This is a genomic window from Caryophanon latum, from assembly GCF_001700325.1.
In the GTDB taxonomy this organism is placed as follows: Bacteria; Bacillota; Bacilli; order Bacillales_A; family Planococcaceae; genus Caryophanon; species Caryophanon latum.
In genome coordinates this window covers 14,164-31,854 of the sequence record NZ_MATO01000022.1, presented here as the reverse complement: position 1 = coordinate 31,854, position 17,691 = coordinate 14,164, and the positions used below count along the sequence as shown (strand labels likewise).

The following is a 17,691-nucleotide window of genomic DNA, read 5'->3' as shown; positions in this document are numbered from 1 at the left end:
GTGATGAACAGAGGGCGAGTAACAGCAGGCGCATTGAACCGAAAATCCATTTTTGGCGGCTTGTCCGTCAAAAATTAGTTGAGGCCGTGCCCGCGAAAAGCGTCCGCCGAAATGAAAGAACCGTTGTACAACAAAAAAGCGCCCCTGTCCGTATATAGACAGAGACGCAGTAGTTACGTGGTTCCACTCTGGTTGAAGCAATTTGCTCCCACTCAAAACGTCCGGTAACGAGGACAAGTCGTTCCTGCCTACTGAATTCGGCAAGACGCTCCGAGGTGCATTTCTGTAACACAGTGGCTCAGGTCATTTCCAGCCAAGATGACCCTCTCTAGTTGAGCGTGTAAAACATACTTCTCCCCGTCTACGCTTTACGTTCATTGTACAATTAGTTTGCGAATTTTGCCACGCGCGCGATAACTTTTTCTTTGCCGATTAAGCTAATTGCGTCCGCAAGCTCTGGACCGTGTGTTTGACCAGTCGTTACGACACGAATTGGCATGAATAAGTTTTTCCCTTTAGCGCCTGTCTCTTTTTGAACTGCTTTGATTGCCGCTTTAATTGATGCTGCATCGAATGCTTCTAACGCTTCAAGCTCAGCTTTAAACGCTGTCATCACTGCCGGTACTAGCTCACCTGCTAGCACTTCTGTTGCTTCTTCGTCGTATGTTAACTCGTCTTTAAAGAACAGGCTTGTTAATTCAACGATTTCAGCACCGAAGCTCATTTGCTCATGGTAAAGACCGATTAACTCAGCTGCCCATGCCGCTTCTGCTTCAGTTGGTTCAGCTGGCACTAAGCCTGCTTTTTGTAAGTGTGGTAACGCTAATGTAACAACATCTTCACGCGATAATTGTTTAATGTATTGGTTGTTCATCCACGTTAATTTCACTTTATCAAACATTGATGGTGATTTTGATAAACGTTTCTCATCAAATAACTTCACTAGCTCGTCGTGAGAGAATGTTTCCTCTTCGCCTTCTGGAGACCAGCCAAGTAATGCGAAGAAGTTGAACATCGCTTCTGGTAAATAGCCTAAGTCTTTATATTGCGCTACGAATTGGATAATTGTTTCGTCGCGTTTTGATAATTTTTTGCGGTCTTCGTTGACGATTAATGTCATGTGACCGTATTGTGGGTATTCCCAACCGAACGCATCGAAAATCATCATTTGCTTCGGTGTGTTTGATAAATGCTCTTCACCGCGGAATACGTGTGTAATGTCCATAAAGTGGTCATCTAATACGACCGCATAGTTGTATGTTGGGATGCCGTTTGCTTTTACAAGAACCCAGTCACCGATATCTTTTGATTCGAACGTTACATCGCCACGTACTAAATCTGTGAAGCTGTACGTTACGTTTTCAGGTACAGCCATACGAATTGTGTACGCTTCGCCTGCTGCTTCCTTCGCTGCTACTTCTTCAGCACATAAGTTGCGGCAAGTACCGTCATATGTCGGTGCTGCAACGCCTGCTGCTTTTTGTGCTTCGCGTGACGCTTCTAATTTTTCTGAAGAACAGAAGCATTTGTACGCTTGACCAGCTGCTAGCATTTTGTCAGCGTGCTCTTTGTAAATGTCTAAACGCTCCATTTGACGGTACGGTGCGTATGGTCCACCGATGTCTACTGATTCGTCTGGAATGATGCCTAACCAACGTAAGTTATCTAGCTGTGATGCTTCGCCGCCTTCAACGTTACGCTCGATGTCAGTATCTTCAATACGAACGACGAAATCTCCACCGTTGTGCTTTGCATATAAATAATTGAATAACGCTGTACGCGCTCCACCGATGTGTAAAAAGCCTGTTGGTGATGGCGCATAACGAACGCGAACTTTTTTCGTCATGTTAAATCCTCCTAATATGTCTCATGTCTTTTTGGCACGGACCGTTTAACTTTGTTCATTTTACCACTGTCAATGTGGAAATTAAAGTGTCGGGCAAATGAAAACAAGCCTGCATGAACAAACAGGCTTGTTTTGTATGATGTTGATCTATTCATGCATCAGCAGTTCGCACGTTGCATTCCACGACGAAGTAAGCTCGCCGATTGATTGCACTAGCTGTTGATGGGAGTGGAATCGGCGAGACTCCTTGGGGAAAAGCGTGAGACTTGAGACCCCACAGATACGAGGTACGAGTATCGAGGAGGCTCAAGCCACGCCCCAGGAAAGCGAGCCGAATGAAACGAACATCATCGTGTATTATTTTTTAATTAATAAAATCGTCGCTAGTGCTGCGATGCCTTCCTCGCGCCCTGTGAAGCCTAGCTTTTCCGTCGTCGTCGCCTTGACGTTTACTTGTGATGGATCGGCGTTTAACAGTTCAGCGATGCGGTTTTTCATCGGCTCGATGTACGGTGCCATTTTCGGACGTTGTGCAATAATTGTTGCATCAACGTTTCCTAGCACGTACCCTTTATCCTCAACGATTTTCCAAATGTACGCAAGCAGCTTAGCTGAATCTGCGTCCTTCCACTCTGGGTCTGTATCTGGGAAGTGGCGACCGATATCACCTTCCCCGATTGCGCCAAGTGCTGCGTCTGTAATTGTATGTAACAGTACGTCCGCATCGGAATGCCCTAATAAACCACGGTCGTGTGGAATTTCAATGCCGCCTAAAATTAATGGACGCCCTTGCGCAAATGCGTGTACGTCGTATCCTTGTCCAACTCGAAACATGTGTAAAACCTACCTTTACGAATAATGTTGTAGCTGTAGTGTACCATATTTTGTATCGTTTCATGTATAACGCAATCTTTTTTCGACAAGTACAACAAAAAGCGATGCCGTACGAAACATGCCTCTATTAAAAAACAAAAAGAGGATAGGAAAAAAGTAAATTCTCATCGCCTAACAGATAATATTCATAGTGCGAATTTGATGAAGGAACGCGTGAAGCGGCGACTCCTAGTGGAAAAGAACGTGCCGAGAGACTTGCAATTGCAAGGCGAAAGTAGCGGCGGTTGCGCAACGAAGCGAAGTCGAACAGCAAAAAAGCGTTACCAGAATCATACTTCCGATAACGCTTTATTTTGTCCTAGCCTCTTATTGCTCGCGACTTTTTAAAATCGCCTCGCCGAAAAGTAAATCTTCTTTCGTCGTCATCTTCACATTTTCATAGCTGCTTTCGACGATGTGAACGTCGTAGCCGATGTTTTCAACAAGCATCGCCTCGTCCGTTCCGAGGAAGCCGACTTTATCTGCAACGTCCGACGCTTCCTTTAACACATCGTAGCGAAAAGCTTGTGGCGTTTGAATGCTCCATAACATGTCGCGGTCTACCGTTTCCTCAATGATGCCTTCGCGTACAATTTTCATCGTATCTTTCACGCGCACCCCAGCAATCGCTGCCCCTTTTTCGAGTGCGACTTCTGCTAAGCGGTCAATCGTGTCTTGTAAAATAAACGGACGTGCTGCATCGTGTACCATCACTAAGTCGGTCGGCTCCATTTGCACTAAGCACGAGCGCACGCTATGTTGACGCTCTGCTCCACCTGTTGGTAAACCTTTTACTTTTTGAATGCCCGCTTCCCGAATGAGCTGCTCGATTTGCTCGCGTTCGGCATCTTTTACAGCAAGCCAAATGCCTGTACATTTGTCGTCCGCTTCGAACACACGGAGCGTATGCACTAAAATCGACGTGCCGTTTAGCTGTAAAAACAATTTATTCATGCCAGCGCCCATGCGACTACCGCTACCTGCTGCTGGTAATACTACTTCATATTTCACGTTGTCACCCTACCTTATAGCTTCGCAAAAATCATGCGTCCTGCTGATGTTTGCAGCACGCTCGTTACTTCGACTTGCACCGTTTGCCCAATTTGATTGCGCCCACCTTCAACAACAATCATCGTGCCATCATCTAAATACGCAAGCCCTTGATTATGCTCTTTTCCGTCTTTAATAATAAGCACTGTCATCTTCTCTCCAGGAATGACGACCGGCTTTACGGCATTTGCTAAATCATTAATGTTTAGTACATGCACTTGGTGTAACTCGCTCACTTTGTTTAAATTAAAATCGTTCGTTACAATTTGCCCATTCAATTCCTTCGCTAGTCGCACAAGCTTTAAGTCGACTTCTGCTACGTCATCAAAATCACGATCGGTAATCATGACGCCTGACTTGTACTCGTCTTGTAGGCGGCGTAGCACATCTAGCCCACGTCGACCGCGCGTACGCTTCAACGTATCCGATGAATCGGCAATATGCTGCAGCTCTGTTAATACGAATTGCGGAATGACGAGCGTTCCTTCGATAAAACCAGTAGCAGCAATATCAACGATTCGTCCGTCAATAATGACTGACGTATCGAGCAGCTTTTGTGTCGTCAATTCCTTTTTACGCGATGGCTTCACCGGCGTATACATTAGCGAAATTTCATCACGTCTACGAAAGCCTAACTGGAAGCCTAAGTAGCCTAAAATAATCGACAGCACAAACGGCACGACCGACGTAATGACCGGCAGCTGCACGCGCTCAATCGCAAAGCCCGCAAAGTACGCGACAATAAGCCCGATAATTAATCCAACTGTGCCAAATAATAAATCCGCAACCGGCACTTTAAACAAAACTTCCTCTAACCAACGTATGCAACGTATGCAATAATCGACTAAAAAGAAAGACAGTATGAAAAAAATAAGTGCGCCTACAAGTAATGATACGTATACATTATTAATCCATTCGTAATTTGCAATGCCAATTACGTCGTACAAAATCGGTAAAAAAATAAGTCCTAATGCGCCACCAACAAACAAGAATGCTACTTGAATGACACGTTTGAGCATACATGCACCTCTCTTCCTACTTCCTTATATTTTTATTATACAACGATTCGTTTTGAAAAACTGTTTTTCATGCGTTTTATAACAGTATGTAACAGCACGAAACAGCTGTATTAGTACAGATGAACTTTTTTTCTGCTTTTTCCCATTTAAATGCTAGTTCATACGTTTTTCTTCTATCGCAACGTCTCCTTTCTTGTTGAATTTACGCATTTTCTTTTTGTTCGTGCATATTTTGAACTAAAACAGCATGCAATCGTTTACAATCAGCACAGTATAAATTTTTCAAGTATTTAGGGGGGCAAACTTTCATGAGCGAATCAACTAATGTGAAAGAAATTAAAGTCGTAACAGCAGACCCATCGGCAATCGGTCTATTCGGCTTAGCGATCGTTACACTTGTAGCGGCAACACAAAAACTTGGCTGGACTGACGGGGTCGGCTTAGTTATTCCTTGGGCAATTTTCCTAGGAGGTCTTGCACAAATTTACGCATCAATTTTAGATGCTAAGCACAACAACACATTCGGTACGACAGCATTCGGCGCATACGGCTTATTCTGGTTAGGTGTGGCGATGACTTGGTTCATGCAAGCTGGCGTATTCGGTGACGGCTTCGTTGTCGATGCAAACCAAACAGCAACAATGTATGTAGGGTATTTAGTGTTATCTTTATTTTTAACAATCGGCGCATTAGAAACGAACAAAGTATTATTCTTCATCTTCGTACTAATCGACTTCTTATTCATCGGTTTATCGTTAAGCACATTCGGTATTATGGAACACGGCATGCACTTATTAGCAGCTTGGGCTGAATTATTCGTGGCAATCCTTTCTTTATACGGCGCAGGTGCAAACGTATTAAACAAACATTTTGGCTTCGAGTTTTTACCAGTGGGCAAACCATTTGGCATCATCAAAAAGCCAACAGCAGCGGCACAAACAAAAACGTCTCGCGCATAATAAAAAAGCCTTTCGTAAACGGCATACGAAAGGCTTTTTTGTTGTGCTAATTCTGCTTCGGTGGACGCTTTCCGCAGGCACGACCTCAACTAATTTTTGTCGGACAAGCCGCCAAAAATGGATTTTCGGTTCGTGCTTTTCCTGCTGGAGTCGCCACCTCGCTGCATTAGTTCACGATAAAACAACAATCCATTATTACCTCAAGCATGTTGATTAGCCATTCAATTGGCATTTCGCGGATTGCGGCTCGCTTCGCTGCGGGGTCTTGAGTCACGAGCTTTTAACCAAGGAGTCTCGCCGATTTGCTACCAGCTACTAATTACATATCATTAAAGCATTGTCGCAGCGCATCGGCAATCGTTTCAACACCGATGACGTAAATGCCGTCTGGGAACTCCCAGCCACCGATGTTCGAAGCCGGAATGAAGACGCGCTGGAAGCCGAGCTTTGCCGCTTCTTGCACGCGCTGCTCGATACGTGTAACGCGGCGCACTTCACCTGTTAAGCCGACCTCACCGATAAAGCAATCAGTCGGCTTCGGTGCTTCGTCTTTAAAGCTTGACACAATCGACGTTAAAAGCGCTAAGTCAATCGCTGGCTCATCAAGCTTTACGCCACCTGCTACTTTAATGTATGCGTCTTGCGATTGAAGCATCATGCCCATTCGTTTTTCCAGCACTGCCATAAGCAGCTGCACGCGGTTTTGATCGACGCCGGTTGCCATGCGCTTTGGATAATTGAAGCTCGTCGGTGTGACAAGTGACTGAATTTCAACTAAAATCGGGCGCGTTCCTTCCATTGACGCTACAATGACCGAGCCTGGTGCGCCTTGTGAACGCTCTTGTAAAAATAACTCAGACGGATTGAGTACTTCCTTTAAGCCGTTTTGTAGCATTTCGAAAATGGCAATTTCATTCGTCGAGCCGAAGCGGTTTTTTTGGCTGCGTAAAATGCGGTGGTTATGGTGACGTTCGCCTTCAAAGTATAAAACGGTATCGACCATATGCTCTAAAATACGCGGACCGGCAATTTGCCCTTCCTTCGTTACGTGCCCGACAAGGAAAATGGCAATGTTTTTCGTCTTCGCAATGCGCATAAGCTCCGCTGTACATTCACGCACTTGCGATACTGAACCTGGTGCACTCGTCACTTCTGGGTGATGCACCGTTTGAATCGAGTCGACGATGACGAATTTCGGCTGCACTTCTTCAATTGTTTGATGTAAATATTCTAAATTCGTCTCCGAGTAAATGTACAGCTCCTCAGACGTTACGCCTAAACGTTCAGCGCGCAGCTTCGTTTGGCGAATCGATTCCTCACCTGAAATGTATAGCACGCGATGCCCTTTGTTCGACATGAGCGCAGATACTTGCAGTAACAGCGTCGATTTCCCGATGCCTGGGTCACCGCCGATCAGTACGAGTGAGCCTGGTACGATGCCGCCGCCGAGCACGCGGTTTAACTCACCAAAATCGGTTTCGATGCGCGGCTCGTCTTGCGTTTCGACTTTAATAATTGGCACTGCTTTGTTTGTGACGGTGCTTGAATGTTGAAATGCACCGCGCGGACCTTTTGACACAACTTCGATTTCTTCGTTCATCGTGTTCCATGCGCCACAGCCTGGGCATCGTCCCATCCATTTTGCTGATTCGTAGCCGCAGTCACTACACATAAATTTTGATTTTTTCTTTGCCATGTCTTCTCCTCCGAATGTTTGTTCTACTGTTGATTATATATGTAAACAGTTCGACTGTCTCTTTTCATGTGAGTAGTTATCGACGGTTCTTTCATTTCGGCGGACGCTTTTCGCGGGCACGGCCTCAACTAATTTTTGACGGACAAGCCGCCAAAAATGGATTTTCGGCTCGTGCTTGTCCCGCAGAAGTCGCCGCCTACATTTCAGAACATTATAAAAATCTACTTTGAAATCGGAGTATATAAATACAAAAAATCCACAAAATACGATTTTCTCGAAATTTCAAAAAAGAAAAGGCAATGGTCACTACCAATACGGTGTGACCATTGCCTGTTCATGTTATTTCGTCAACGACACTTCAACTGCCGCTTCTTTCGGCGTTACGACGAACTTTTCTTCCACGTAATCGATTAAGACGCTTTGCCCTTTTTGGATGTTGCCCATCAGTAATTCCTCTGATAGGCGGTCTTCCACGTGGCGTTGAATCGCGCGGCGGATTGGGCGAGCACCGTATTGTGGATCGTACCCTTCCTCACCAATTTTGTCGATTGCGGATTCTGTTAATTCAAGCACAATGTCTTGCTCTTTTAAACGCTTCGTTAATGATGCAACCATGTATTTTACGATTTCGCGTAAATGCTCTTTTTCTAAAGAGTGGAACACGATCATTTCGTCGATACGGTTTAAAAACTCTGGACGGAATGCTTTTTTCAGCTCTTCTAACATGACCGACTTCATATCTTTTTGCTTCGTCTCTGCTGCTTGTGCGCTGAAGCCAAGTGACTTGCGGTATTTCAGTGCGTCTGCGCCGACGTTTGATGTCATGATGACAACCGTGTTACGGAAGTCGACTGTGCGTCCTTTTGAATCTGTTAAGCGACCGTCGTCTAACACTTGTAATAAAATGTTGAACACGTCTGGATGCGCTTTTTCGATTTCATCGAGTAACACAACTGAGTACGGTTTGCGGCGTACTTTCTCCGTTAATTGACCGCCTTCATCGTAGCCTACATATCCTGGAGGTGAGCCGACTAAACGAGACGTCGTATGCTTCTCCATATACTCAGACATGTCGATGCGAATCATTGCATCCTCGTCACCAAACATTACTTCTGCTAATGCACGCGCAAGCTCCGTCTTACCAACACCTGTTGGGCCTAAGAAGATGAATGAGCCGATTGGACGTTTCGGGTCTTTTAAGCCGGCGCGCGCACGACGAATCGCACGAGAAATCGCTTCGACTGCTTCGCCTTGACCGACAACGCGCTTATGCAGCTCTTCTTCTAATTTTAAAAGCTTCGCCGTTTCTTCCTCGGCAATTTTTGAAACTGGAATGCCTGTCCACATTGCGACAACAAGCGCTACGTCCTCTACTGTCACCTGTGATTCTTCACGGTTTTTCTCTTCTTCCCAAGACTTCTTCGTGCTTTCGCGCTCTTCTTTTAGCTTTTGCTCTTTGTCGCGTAGCTCAGCTGCTTTTTCGAAATCTTGGCTTGAAATTGCCGCTTCTTTTTCTGACTGAATCGCTTCAAGCTGCTCTTCTAAATCTTTTAAGTTTGGTGGCGCTGTAAATGAACGTAAACGCACCTTTGAGCCTGCCTCGTCGATTAAGTCGATTGCTTTATCTGGTAAGAAGCGGTCTGAAATGTAGCGGTCTGACATTTTTACTGCTGCGTCGATCGCTTCATCTGTAATTTTCACGCGGTGATGCGCCTCATAACGGTCGCGTAAGCCATGAATAATTTGAATTGATTCTTCAACAGTTGGCTCGTCCACTTGAATCGGTTGGAAACGACGTTCAAGCGCTGCATCTTTTTCGATGTATTTGCGGTACTCGTCGATTGTCGTTGCACCGATACATTGTAGCTCGCCGCGTGCAAGAGATGGCTTTAAAATGTTTGATGCATCAATTGCACCTTCTGCTCCACCTGCACCGATTAACGTGTGTAATTCATCGATGAATAAAATGATGTTACCTGCTTGGCGAATTTCATCCATTACTTTTTTCAGACGGTCCTCGAACTCACCGCGGTATTTCGTGCCGGCTACAACTGTCCCCATATCGAGCGTCATGACGCGTTTGTCGCGCAACGTTTCTGGCACTTCATTTGCGACGATGCGCTGTGCTAAACCTTCTGCGATCGCTGTTTTACCTACGCCTGGCTCACCGATTAATACCGGATTGTTTTTCGTACGGCGTGATAATACTTCGATGACACGTGTAATTTCTTTTGAACGTCCGATTACTGGGTCAAGTGAACCTTCACGCGCTGTTTGTGTTAAGTCACGTGCTAAGCCGTCTAACGTTGGCGTCGCCGCTGTTTGTGACGTTTGCGTACCGTTTTGTGGTGCGTCGTTGTTGCCAAGTAATAATAAAACTTGCTGACGCGCTTTGTTTAAGCTCACGCCTGCGTTGTTTAATACGCGCGCTGCAACGCCTTCACCTTCACGAATAAGCGCTAATAATAAATGCTCTGTACCGATATATTTATGACCAAGCTTGCGAGATTCGTCTACTGATAATTCAATGACCTTCTTCGCGCGTGGTGTGTAATGTACGATTGGACCTACTTTTTCTGTTCCTTTGCCGACAAGCTCTTCAATGCCTGACTCAATCATTTGCGGACTCACATCAATTGCTTCTAACGCTTTTGCTGCAATGCCGCCACCTTCACGAATTAAACCGAGTAAAATATGTTCCGTACCAATTGATTCATGCTTCCACTGAATGGCTTCTTCTTGCGCTAACTGTAAAACTTTTTGTGCACGTTGTGTGAATCGATTAAACATCATACGAATCGTCTCCTTTTTCCCCATTGGTTTCATTATTTTCTGTATGTCGTTCTATTAAATGCTCGCGTAACAGCTTTGCTCGCGCTGTGTCACGCTGCTCTGGATGTAATGTTGAACCGGCATACTGCTGTAAAAATCCTCGTTGTATAAGCATCATGCAAGTGTTGATTGTGTCGACTGCAACGTCTTCTATGTAGCCAAGGTTAATTCCGAGGCGTACATTTGATAAACATGTAGCCGCTTCCTCACTCGATACAGTACGCGCATAACGCAGCGTGCCGAGCGATCGAAAAATGCGATCTTCAAGCGCTGTTGCAGCTCGGTATAACAGCTGCTCTCTCGCTTCTTTTTCGCGAGCAATAATTTTTTCTGTTACTGCTTGTAAGTCAGCTAAAATGTCGGCTTCTGATTTACCGAGCGTCATTTGATTCGACACTTGATACATGTTGCCTAAATTTTCGCTTCCTTCTCCATATATACCCCGTACAACCATTCCTAATCTTGGCATCGTTTGAATTAATTGCTTCATTTCATTCGTTAACGTTAGTGCTGGTAAATGAAGCATGACCGATGCGCGTAAACCAGTACCCGTATTTGTCGGACAGGCTGTTAAATAACCAAACTGCTCATCGTACGCATAGTCGATTTGCTGCTCAAGTAATTCATCGATTGCTGCAGCTGCGTCGTACGCTTCTTTTAAGCGAAGACCCGGCTGCAAGCTTTGAATGCGTAAATGATCTTCTTCATTCACCATGACGCTAATCGTCTCGTCTTGTTGAAGCAGCACACTACCGAATTTACGCTTTGCAAGCAGCGGGCTAATCATATGCTTTTCGACGAGCACTAAACGCTGCAATGGCGTTAACTGCTCCATCGTAAAGTACGCGAAATGTTTCGGCTGTAAAATGGATGCGATTTTTTCGCTCGTTGCCTTTGCCGATTCTTCATTTTGCTTACGTGGGAACGCTTGATGAGCGAAGTTGCGCGCGAGACGAATGCGCGTGCTAATGACGATATCGTCCTCGCTGTCCGGTCGCATCCACGCAGGTGTGACGTGCTGTAAAAATGTTTCAATATTTGTCACGACGTTTCACCTCCTGCAAGCTGTGCTTCAAGTGCGCGCGCCTCATCACGAAGCTTCGCTGCATCTTCAAAGCGCTCCTCCTCAACAGCTGTTCGCATCGTTTGGCGCAGCAGCTCAATGCGTTTTTTCAGCGCCGCTTTTTCGCTTACAGCATTAGGCATTTTGCCGATATGCTCCGTACCACCGTGCAGACGCTTTAACAGCTGTGGCAAGTGATCTCGGAACGCGTCGTAGCAATCTGAACAGCCGAACTTGCCATCTTGTAAAAATTGCTCGAACGTCGTATGACATGATGCGCAAACCGTTTGCTTTTTCGTTGGCTGCTTTTCTTTTTGCCACGTCGGTGTGCCGAACCACGTCGATAACATATCGTGCAATGTATCGTGCTGCTGCTCCACATGAAACGGGTGAATGTTGGCAGCACACTCATGGCATAAATGCTTTTTTAATTGATGTCCGTTATTTACTTGCGTTACAACAATTGCGGCTTCACGTTGCTGGCAGTTTTCACAAATCATAGAGGAACACCTCGTTACTTTTCATATAATATAGTCGTTAACATTGCTTTTAAAATAGATGCGCGCAGTTCATCGCGCACCGGTAAAGGTAGTCTTAAAACAGAGCGGTCTGTTGCCGCTAATATTAATTTCGCCTCACGCTTTGAAATAACTTCCTCGTCGATTAAACGATACGTAATGTCTTCTGAAACGCTTTGTGGAAGCGCCTCACCAATTTGGTCAAACATCGCCTCGATTAAATCTTTCCTCGAATGCGCGCGAACACGGGTAATGCGAATGTAGCCACCGCCACCGCGTTTACTTTCGACAATATAGCCTCGTTCAGCTGTAAAGCGTGTGCTAATCACATAATTGATCTGAGAAGGGACGCACTGAAACTGATCAGCAATGGCGCTACGTTTAATTTCAATATGTCCTGTACCTTCTGATTCGAGAATTTGCTTCAAATATCCTTCAATAATGTCTGATATATTTCCCATTTGTTTTCACCTCACGTTATACGAACTGACTTTGACTATCTTTGACTTTATTATAATGACGGCTGAAAAAGTTTTCAAATCATTTGCTCTGTTTTTTCTTTCCCCTCACTCGAAAAGAAAAAAACCTCACGCGCCGAAATGGGCACATGAGGTCGCATTGCATTATACTAAATTTTTTACGATTGGATATTCCCAGCTGTCGTCCGATAAAGCTTTCACAATACCGATAATTGGCACGATTACCGTCATTAAGCTGAAGCCGATGAAGAATGGAATACCTATAACTAAAAATGATAATGCCCATGAAATCCCGATAAGTATTGCCATCACGAATTGGAACAACAACGCTTGAATCGATAAACGCTTCATTCCTTTATCTTTCGTTATTAAAAAAATTAAAATTGGTACAAGCAGCGGCATGAAGAATGCACTCGCATGCAACAACACTTTCGTCCATTTTTCTTCCATCATAACATCTCCTCGTTTGTTGCTCGATTCGTTTCGAGCTTGTCCGATGCTTCTACCGAAATTTAATCAGAAGCACGATCTATACATTACGCGATTTTCCTGCTCGCGGTTTACTCAAGCAAGACGTTTCGAAACACTATGGCTTGTTACTATATTGTACGAACGAGCACGGCGATAGTTTCATTTTTCATACAAATTCTTTAAAATTGTTTCGAGAATGCTACTTTGCGCTATTACATATAATGAAAGAAGGTGACGACATGATCCATACACTCGCCATGACAACGCAAAATGCGCTCGTTTATGATGTACCGTTAGACGAACTACATGATGCACAATACAAATGGTTTTGGGTCGACTTTGATTGCCCGAGCGAGAACGAGGAGATGCTGCTCGAAACGGTATTTCAGTTTCACCCGCTCGCCATTGAAGACTGCTTGCACGAATTGCAACGCCCGAAGCTCGACTATTACGACGACTTTCAATTTCTCGTTATTCATACGATTAATGAGGAGACGCTGTTTGCTGAAGAAGTCAACATTTTTGTAAGCGACAAATTTGTCGTGACGTTTCATAAGCATACCGTGCGTGAAATTACGACCGTGCGCAAGCGGCTCGTCTCTGAAAAAAAGCTATGGGGACGTGGGCCGATATTTGTGTCATACCATTTAATTGACCACATCGTCGATTCGTACTTTCCGCTCGTGCATAAAATCGAGGAATATTTAAATGATTTAGAAGACGTGCTACTGTATGAAAACAATATGCGATCGATGCAGCACGTGCTCGAATTTCGCACCGACTTACTGCAGCTGCGACGGACGATTTTGCCGATGAGCGATTTATTGTATCGCATCATTCGCTCGTACCGCTTCCGTCTCACAAAGACCGAGCACGCATATTTTGAGGATATTCATGACCATTTAGTGAAACTGACGCATATGATTGAATCCAATCGCGAAATGACTGCCGATATGCGCGACAGCTATATGGCACTCAACTCCAACCGCATGAACAGCATTATGATGTTGCTTACGATTGTGTCGACCATTTTCATTCCGCTTACGTTTATTGCGGGCGTGTACGGCATGAACTTTTTACATATGCCCGAGCTCAATGGCAAGTACAATTATTTTCTCGTACTCGGCGTCATGCTGTTCATCGGCGCGGCGATGCTCGTTTGGTTTAAGCTAAAAGGATGGCTTGATTTTTTTAAGTTTTAACGTATAAAAAAAGTGGTCTGCCCGAAAGTCACTTCTCGGACAGATCACTTTTTATTGTTTATATGGAAACTTTGTCGTCGGCTCTTCTGCGTCGTCTGTCTTTTTTCCACGCTTTGCATCGAGCTTTTCTTTTTCAGCTTGGTGCCCTTTTTCAATAATTTCTTCCTGCTCCTTCGTCGGGAACATGATAAGCGTCATAACACCTGAAATCATCGCTGCCCAAATGTACATCGTTAAGCGATCCTCTTCAGGAAACGTCGGGTAAAACTGATTTACGACAAACATTGCACCAAAAAATACAACGACCATAATCGGCACAATTAGCTTCCAGCGTATACGTCTAAACATACTAAATGAAGCACCTTCTTCTACTATAGATTTGCTACTTATGTTACTTTGTTTTGCTACAAAACTCAATTCGCATCTACATAGACGTTGAATTTGTCGAAAATAGCTACTTTATTATAAAAAATTGTTTCAAAACTTATACCTTTTCTAGTTCTACCGCATTACAATAAAGAAGTATACTATTATTTCAGAACGGAGATTACGCCATGTCTTGGTTTAAAAAACATACGGCACAGCCCTTTTTACATACAGATGCTTATATACAAAAGGTTAAATTAGATGTGTCAAATCATGCAGATTTACAAGTTCAAATTCAACTTCTCCAGCTTACGACACGTGATTTAGCCATTTTAAAGCAGCTACAGCCACTCATTCAGCCTGTGATTCCACAGCTTGTGGATGTTTTTTATGACACGATTAGCCAAAGCCCGGACTTACAACGAATTTTAGGAAATGCAACACACATCTCTCGCTTGAAAGGGACACTTTCAAAACACATTAGTGATATTTTTAATGGTCAAATTGACGACGCTTACATTGCTGACCGAAAACGTATCGCGGAAACGCACGTGCGCATCGGTTTAACGTCCAAATGGTACATTAATAGCTTCCAATCAATTATGACGACGTTTAATACGTTTTTAACGACGACTGATTTATTAACACATGAAATTTTACAATGTGTAACGTCGTTTTCGAAAGTCATCAACTTAGAACAGCAGCTCGTAATTGACGCATATGAAAATGAACGTAGCCGCCTGCGTAAAGAAGCAGCTGATATGAAAAATTTGATCGTCGTGAAAGTGCAAGAAACAGCACAGGAGCTAAATGCCATTAGCGAGGAGACGACCGCTTCTTTGCAAATCATTTCCGCGCAAGCTGAAGGTATCGCCAACTCAACGAAGCAAGGATTAACGTTCGTAGCTGAAACAGAAGGGCGTTCGACAATAGGGCATGAGCAGCTAGACCAGCAGCAACAGCTCATGACGGTTGTGTTAAACAGCGTCGAACAGCTAGAAAAAACGATGATCCAGCTCCGTCAATCATCAAGCAAAATTACAGAAATTGTTGGGCTCGTAACTGGAATTGCCGATCAAACGAACTTGCTTGCACTCAATGCGTCAATCGAAGCGGCTCGTGCTGGTGAACACGGCAAAGGCTTCGCAGTCGTTGCCGATGAAGTACGTAAGCTTGCAGAAGAAACGAAAAAGGCAGTTCAAAACGTATCGCATTTAATTAGCGAAACAGAAATGAACATCGAGCATATGGAACGCTCGGTTAATAGTGTCGATACGCAAATTCAAAAAAGCGTCGATACGCAAGAAAGTATTTCCCAATCATTCACGTCAATTGCAGAAGCGGTTTCTGGCATTAAAGATCAATACATGCACACGAATAAAGACATCGCGCAAATTTCAAAGCTTATTACGGAATTAGCAACAGGTGCTGGGCTCGTTGCCTCTTCTTCTGATTCACTCGTTGAATCAATTGAGCATTTGAATAATCATTAAAATGAAAAAGCATGTACAAGCTTATGTGATAGCACACGAGCTCGTACATGCTTTTTCCTTTTTGACTAAACGTTTTGTTGCTTTCACGCCGAGGTAGGCTTTCCGCGGGCTCGGCGGCGAACACGATGTTTGTCATGAAGGTGGTGCCACATGGACGTGGCGTTCACCACCTTCCTCAAGGAGTCTCGCCGCACGCTCCATGCCACTACAATACTGCCTTCATCTCATTTTTGCTGCTGAAAACAACCGATTCAGCTGTATACAAGTAGCTAATCAACAGACCTGTTATTAAAACGACATTTTCATCGTAATGAACTTCAAGTCTGTCATTTCCTCAACCGCATATTTAATCCCTTCTCGTCCGTAACCGCTATTTTTTACGCCCCCATATGGCATATGATCTGCGCGGAACGTTGGAATGTCGTTAATGATGACTGCTCCTGCTTCAATTTCTTCAGCAGCGCGCAATGCATCTGTTAACACGTTCGTATACATGCCGGCGTTTAAACCTAAGTCTGAATCATTGACAAGTGCAATGGCTTCGTCTAAATTGCTGTACGGCATGATCGATACGATTGGGGCGAACGTCTCCTCACAAACGATGCGCATTTGCTGCGTCACATTCGTCATAACTGTCGGTGATAACGTGCGCTCCGTAAATTCGCCGCCACATGCAATTGTCGCTCCTTGTGAAACGGCATCGTCTAACCATGATTTAATGCGTGCCACCTCGTCCGTATGAATCATCGCACTTACATCGGTATCACTATTTGCCGGGTCGCCAACGACAAGCTTTTTCGTCGCGCTCACAAATTGCTCGGTAAAGCGCTTGGCAATCGATTCGTGCACGTAAATACGCTGGAGCGAAATGCACACTTGCCCTGCAAAGTTAAATGCACCCATGACAGCACGGTCGATAATTTGTTCGATTGGCGTTGATGGCTCGACGATGAGTGCCGCATTCGAGCCGAGCTCTAGCGTAATTTTACGTAAGCCGACTTTCTCTTTAATGCTGAGCCCAACTTTGCCTGAGCCGGTGAACGTTACTTTTTTCACATGCTTATGCGTTACGAGCGTATCCGATAGTTCGCCACCTGAGCCGGTCACAATTTGCAAGCAGCCGTCTGGTAACTTTGCTTCCTTAAAAATTTCCGCCATGACGATTGAGCTAAGCGGTGTTTGTGTCGCAGGCTTCAGCACGACTGTGTTACCGACTGCGAACGCTGGTCCTAGCTTGTGCGCTACTAAATTAAACGGGAAGTTAAACGGCGTAATCGCGCTAACGACGCCAAGTGGTATGCGCTTTGTGTAGCCGATTCGATCTTGCGTGCCTGGTGCTGCGTCCATTGGAATCGTCTCACCGTGCGAGCGCTTTGCCTCCTCCGCTGAAAACTGGTACGTCGCAATCGTGCGGTCAATTTCGCCAAGCGCTGCCTTCAATGGCTTTGCCGCTTCCTGCACTAAAATGTTCGCCAGTTCTTCACGGCGCTCACGCATAATATCGACGACGCGGTATAGCATTTCGGCACGCTCATATGCCGACGTTTTTTTAAATGTTTGGAATGCTTCGTGTGCTCCCTCAATTGCACGCTCGACGTCTTGTACGCTCGCCTTTGCGACGTGCGCGATTGTATCACCTGTATATGGTGACGTTAAGTTGTATGTGTTGCTCGTTGATTCCCATTGTCCGTTAATCCAAAGTTTTGTTTGTTGCACGAAACTCCACCTCCGTTATGTATATACCCTATTATACGCCTTCTGAAAAAATGCGCATGTCGTTTTGCTATTTTCACATCTTGGCTCCGCGCTCGTTTGCGGACGCTT

General features: G+C 44.8%; 15 protein-coding genes and 1 other annotated feature. Of the genes, 3 read left to right on the top strand and 12 right to left on the bottom strand.

The window, feature by feature from the left end:
• Positions 1 to 157: 157 nt before the first annotated feature.
• Positions 158 to 373: a binding site (T-box leader), on the bottom strand.
• A gap of 12 nt (positions 374 to 385) precedes the next feature.
• The 4 genes from gltX to A6K76_RS05425 all read right to left on the bottom strand — a co-directional run bounded on the left by gltX (position 386) and on the right by A6K76_RS05425 (position 4,788).
• Positions 386 to 1,846 carry a glutamate--tRNA ligase gene (gltX, locus tag A6K76_RS05440; protein ID WP_066462882.1) on the bottom strand — a complete coding sequence of 487 codons (1,461 nt, stop codon included), beginning with the start codon at positions 1,844 to 1,846 and terminating at the stop codon, positions 386 to 388.
• Positions 1,847 to 2,203: 357 nt separating this feature from the next.
• Positions 2,204 to 2,680 carry a 2-C-methyl-D-erythritol 2,4-cyclodiphosphate synthase gene (gene ispF / locus A6K76_RS05435; RefSeq protein ID WP_066462881.1) on the bottom strand — a complete coding sequence of 159 codons (477 nt, stop codon included), beginning with the start codon at positions 2,678 to 2,680 and terminating at the stop codon, positions 2,204 to 2,206.
• A gap of 366 nt (positions 2,681 to 3,046) precedes the next feature.
• On the bottom strand, positions 3,047 to 3,730 hold the full coding sequence (gene ispD / locus A6K76_RS05430) for a 2-C-methyl-D-erythritol 4-phosphate cytidylyltransferase (protein ID WP_066462880.1): 684 nt from the start codon (positions 3,728 to 3,730) through the stop codon (positions 3,047 to 3,049).
• Positions 3,731 to 3,744: 14 nt separating this feature from the next.
• Positions 3,745 to 4,788, bottom strand: coding sequence for a PIN/TRAM domain-containing protein (locus A6K76_RS05425; protein WP_066462878.1), 1,044 nt, complete (start codon positions 4,786 to 4,788; stop codon positions 3,745 to 3,747).
• Between the two features lie 308 nt (positions 4,789 to 5,096).
• Here A6K76_RS05425 and A6K76_RS05420 point away from each other — a divergent pair, with 308 nt between their 5' ends.
• Positions 5,097 to 5,747 carry an acetate uptake transporter gene (locus tag A6K76_RS05420; RefSeq protein ID WP_066462876.1) on the top strand — a complete coding sequence of 217 codons (651 nt, stop codon included), beginning with the start codon at positions 5,097 to 5,099 and terminating at the stop codon, positions 5,745 to 5,747.
• A gap of 319 nt (positions 5,748 to 6,066) precedes the next feature.
• On the opposite strand, the gene radA is transcribed toward A6K76_RS05420, so the two are convergent.
• The 6 genes from radA to A6K76_RS05390 form a co-directional block, all read right to left on the bottom strand.
• The gene (radA, locus tag A6K76_RS05415) at positions 6,067 to 7,443 is read right to left on the bottom strand and encodes a DNA repair protein RadA (protein ID WP_066462874.1); all 1,377 of its coding nucleotides are present in this window, start codon (positions 7,441 to 7,443) and stop codon (positions 6,067 to 6,069) included.
• A 339-nt stretch (positions 7,444 to 7,782) separates the two neighbouring features.
• Positions 7,783 to 10,236, bottom strand: coding sequence for an ATP-dependent Clp protease ATP-binding subunit (locus A6K76_RS05410; protein WP_066462870.1), 2,454 nt, complete (start codon positions 10,234 to 10,236; stop codon positions 7,783 to 7,785).
• The gene (gene mcsB / locus A6K76_RS05405) at positions 10,226 to 11,320 is read right to left on the bottom strand and encodes a protein-arginine kinase McsB (RefSeq protein WP_483772849.1); all 1,095 of its coding nucleotides are present in this window, start codon (positions 11,318 to 11,320) and stop codon (positions 10,226 to 10,228) included. The genes A6K76_RS05410 and mcsB overlap by 11 nt, the downstream gene beginning before the upstream one ends.
• Positions 11,317 to 11,838, bottom strand: coding sequence for a UvrB/UvrC motif-containing protein (locus tag A6K76_RS05400; protein ID WP_066462869.1), 522 nt, complete (start codon positions 11,836 to 11,838; stop codon positions 11,317 to 11,319). The genes mcsB and A6K76_RS05400 overlap by 4 nt, the downstream gene beginning before the upstream one ends.
• Positions 11,839 to 11,852: 14 nt before the next feature.
• Entirely contained in the window at positions 11,853 to 12,317 is a 465-nt protein-coding gene (locus A6K76_RS05395) for a CtsR family transcriptional regulator (protein ID WP_066462868.1), read from the bottom strand.
• Positions 12,318 to 12,479: 162 nt separating this feature from the next.
• A complete protein-coding gene (locus tag A6K76_RS05390) occupies positions 12,480 to 12,785 on the bottom strand; it encodes a DUF4870 domain-containing protein (protein WP_066462867.1) in 306 nt (101 codons plus the stop codon).
• A gap of 260 nt (positions 12,786 to 13,045) precedes the next feature.
• Here A6K76_RS05390 and corA point away from each other — a divergent pair, with 260 nt between their 5' ends.
• Positions 13,046 to 14,008 (top strand): magnesium/cobalt transporter CorA, encoded by a 963-nt coding sequence (gene corA, locus A6K76_RS05385; protein WP_066462865.1) that lies wholly within the window; start codon positions 13,046 to 13,048, stop codon positions 14,006 to 14,008.
• A gap of 51 nt (positions 14,009 to 14,059) precedes the next feature.
• Here the strand turns inward: corA and A6K76_RS05380 are convergent, their stop codons facing one another.
• Positions 14,060 to 14,356: a hypothetical protein gene (locus A6K76_RS05380; RefSeq protein ID WP_066462863.1), complete on the bottom strand. Its 297-nt coding sequence runs from the start codon at positions 14,354 to 14,356 to the stop codon at positions 14,060 to 14,062.
• A gap of 206 nt (positions 14,357 to 14,562) precedes the next feature.
• Between A6K76_RS05380 and A6K76_RS17180 the strand changes: the two genes are divergently transcribed.
• Entirely contained in the window at positions 14,563 to 15,867 is a 1,305-nt protein-coding gene (locus tag A6K76_RS17180) for a globin-coupled sensor protein (RefSeq protein ID WP_066462862.1), read from the top strand.
• A 288-nt stretch (positions 15,868 to 16,155) separates the two neighbouring features.
• On the opposite strand, the gene A6K76_RS05370 is transcribed toward A6K76_RS17180, so the two are convergent.
• The gene (locus A6K76_RS05370; protein ID WP_066462860.1) at positions 16,156 to 17,583 is read right to left on the bottom strand and encodes an aldehyde dehydrogenase family protein; all 1,428 of its coding nucleotides are present in this window, start codon (positions 17,581 to 17,583) and stop codon (positions 16,156 to 16,158) included.
• Positions 17,584 to 17,691: the final 108 nt, after the last annotated feature.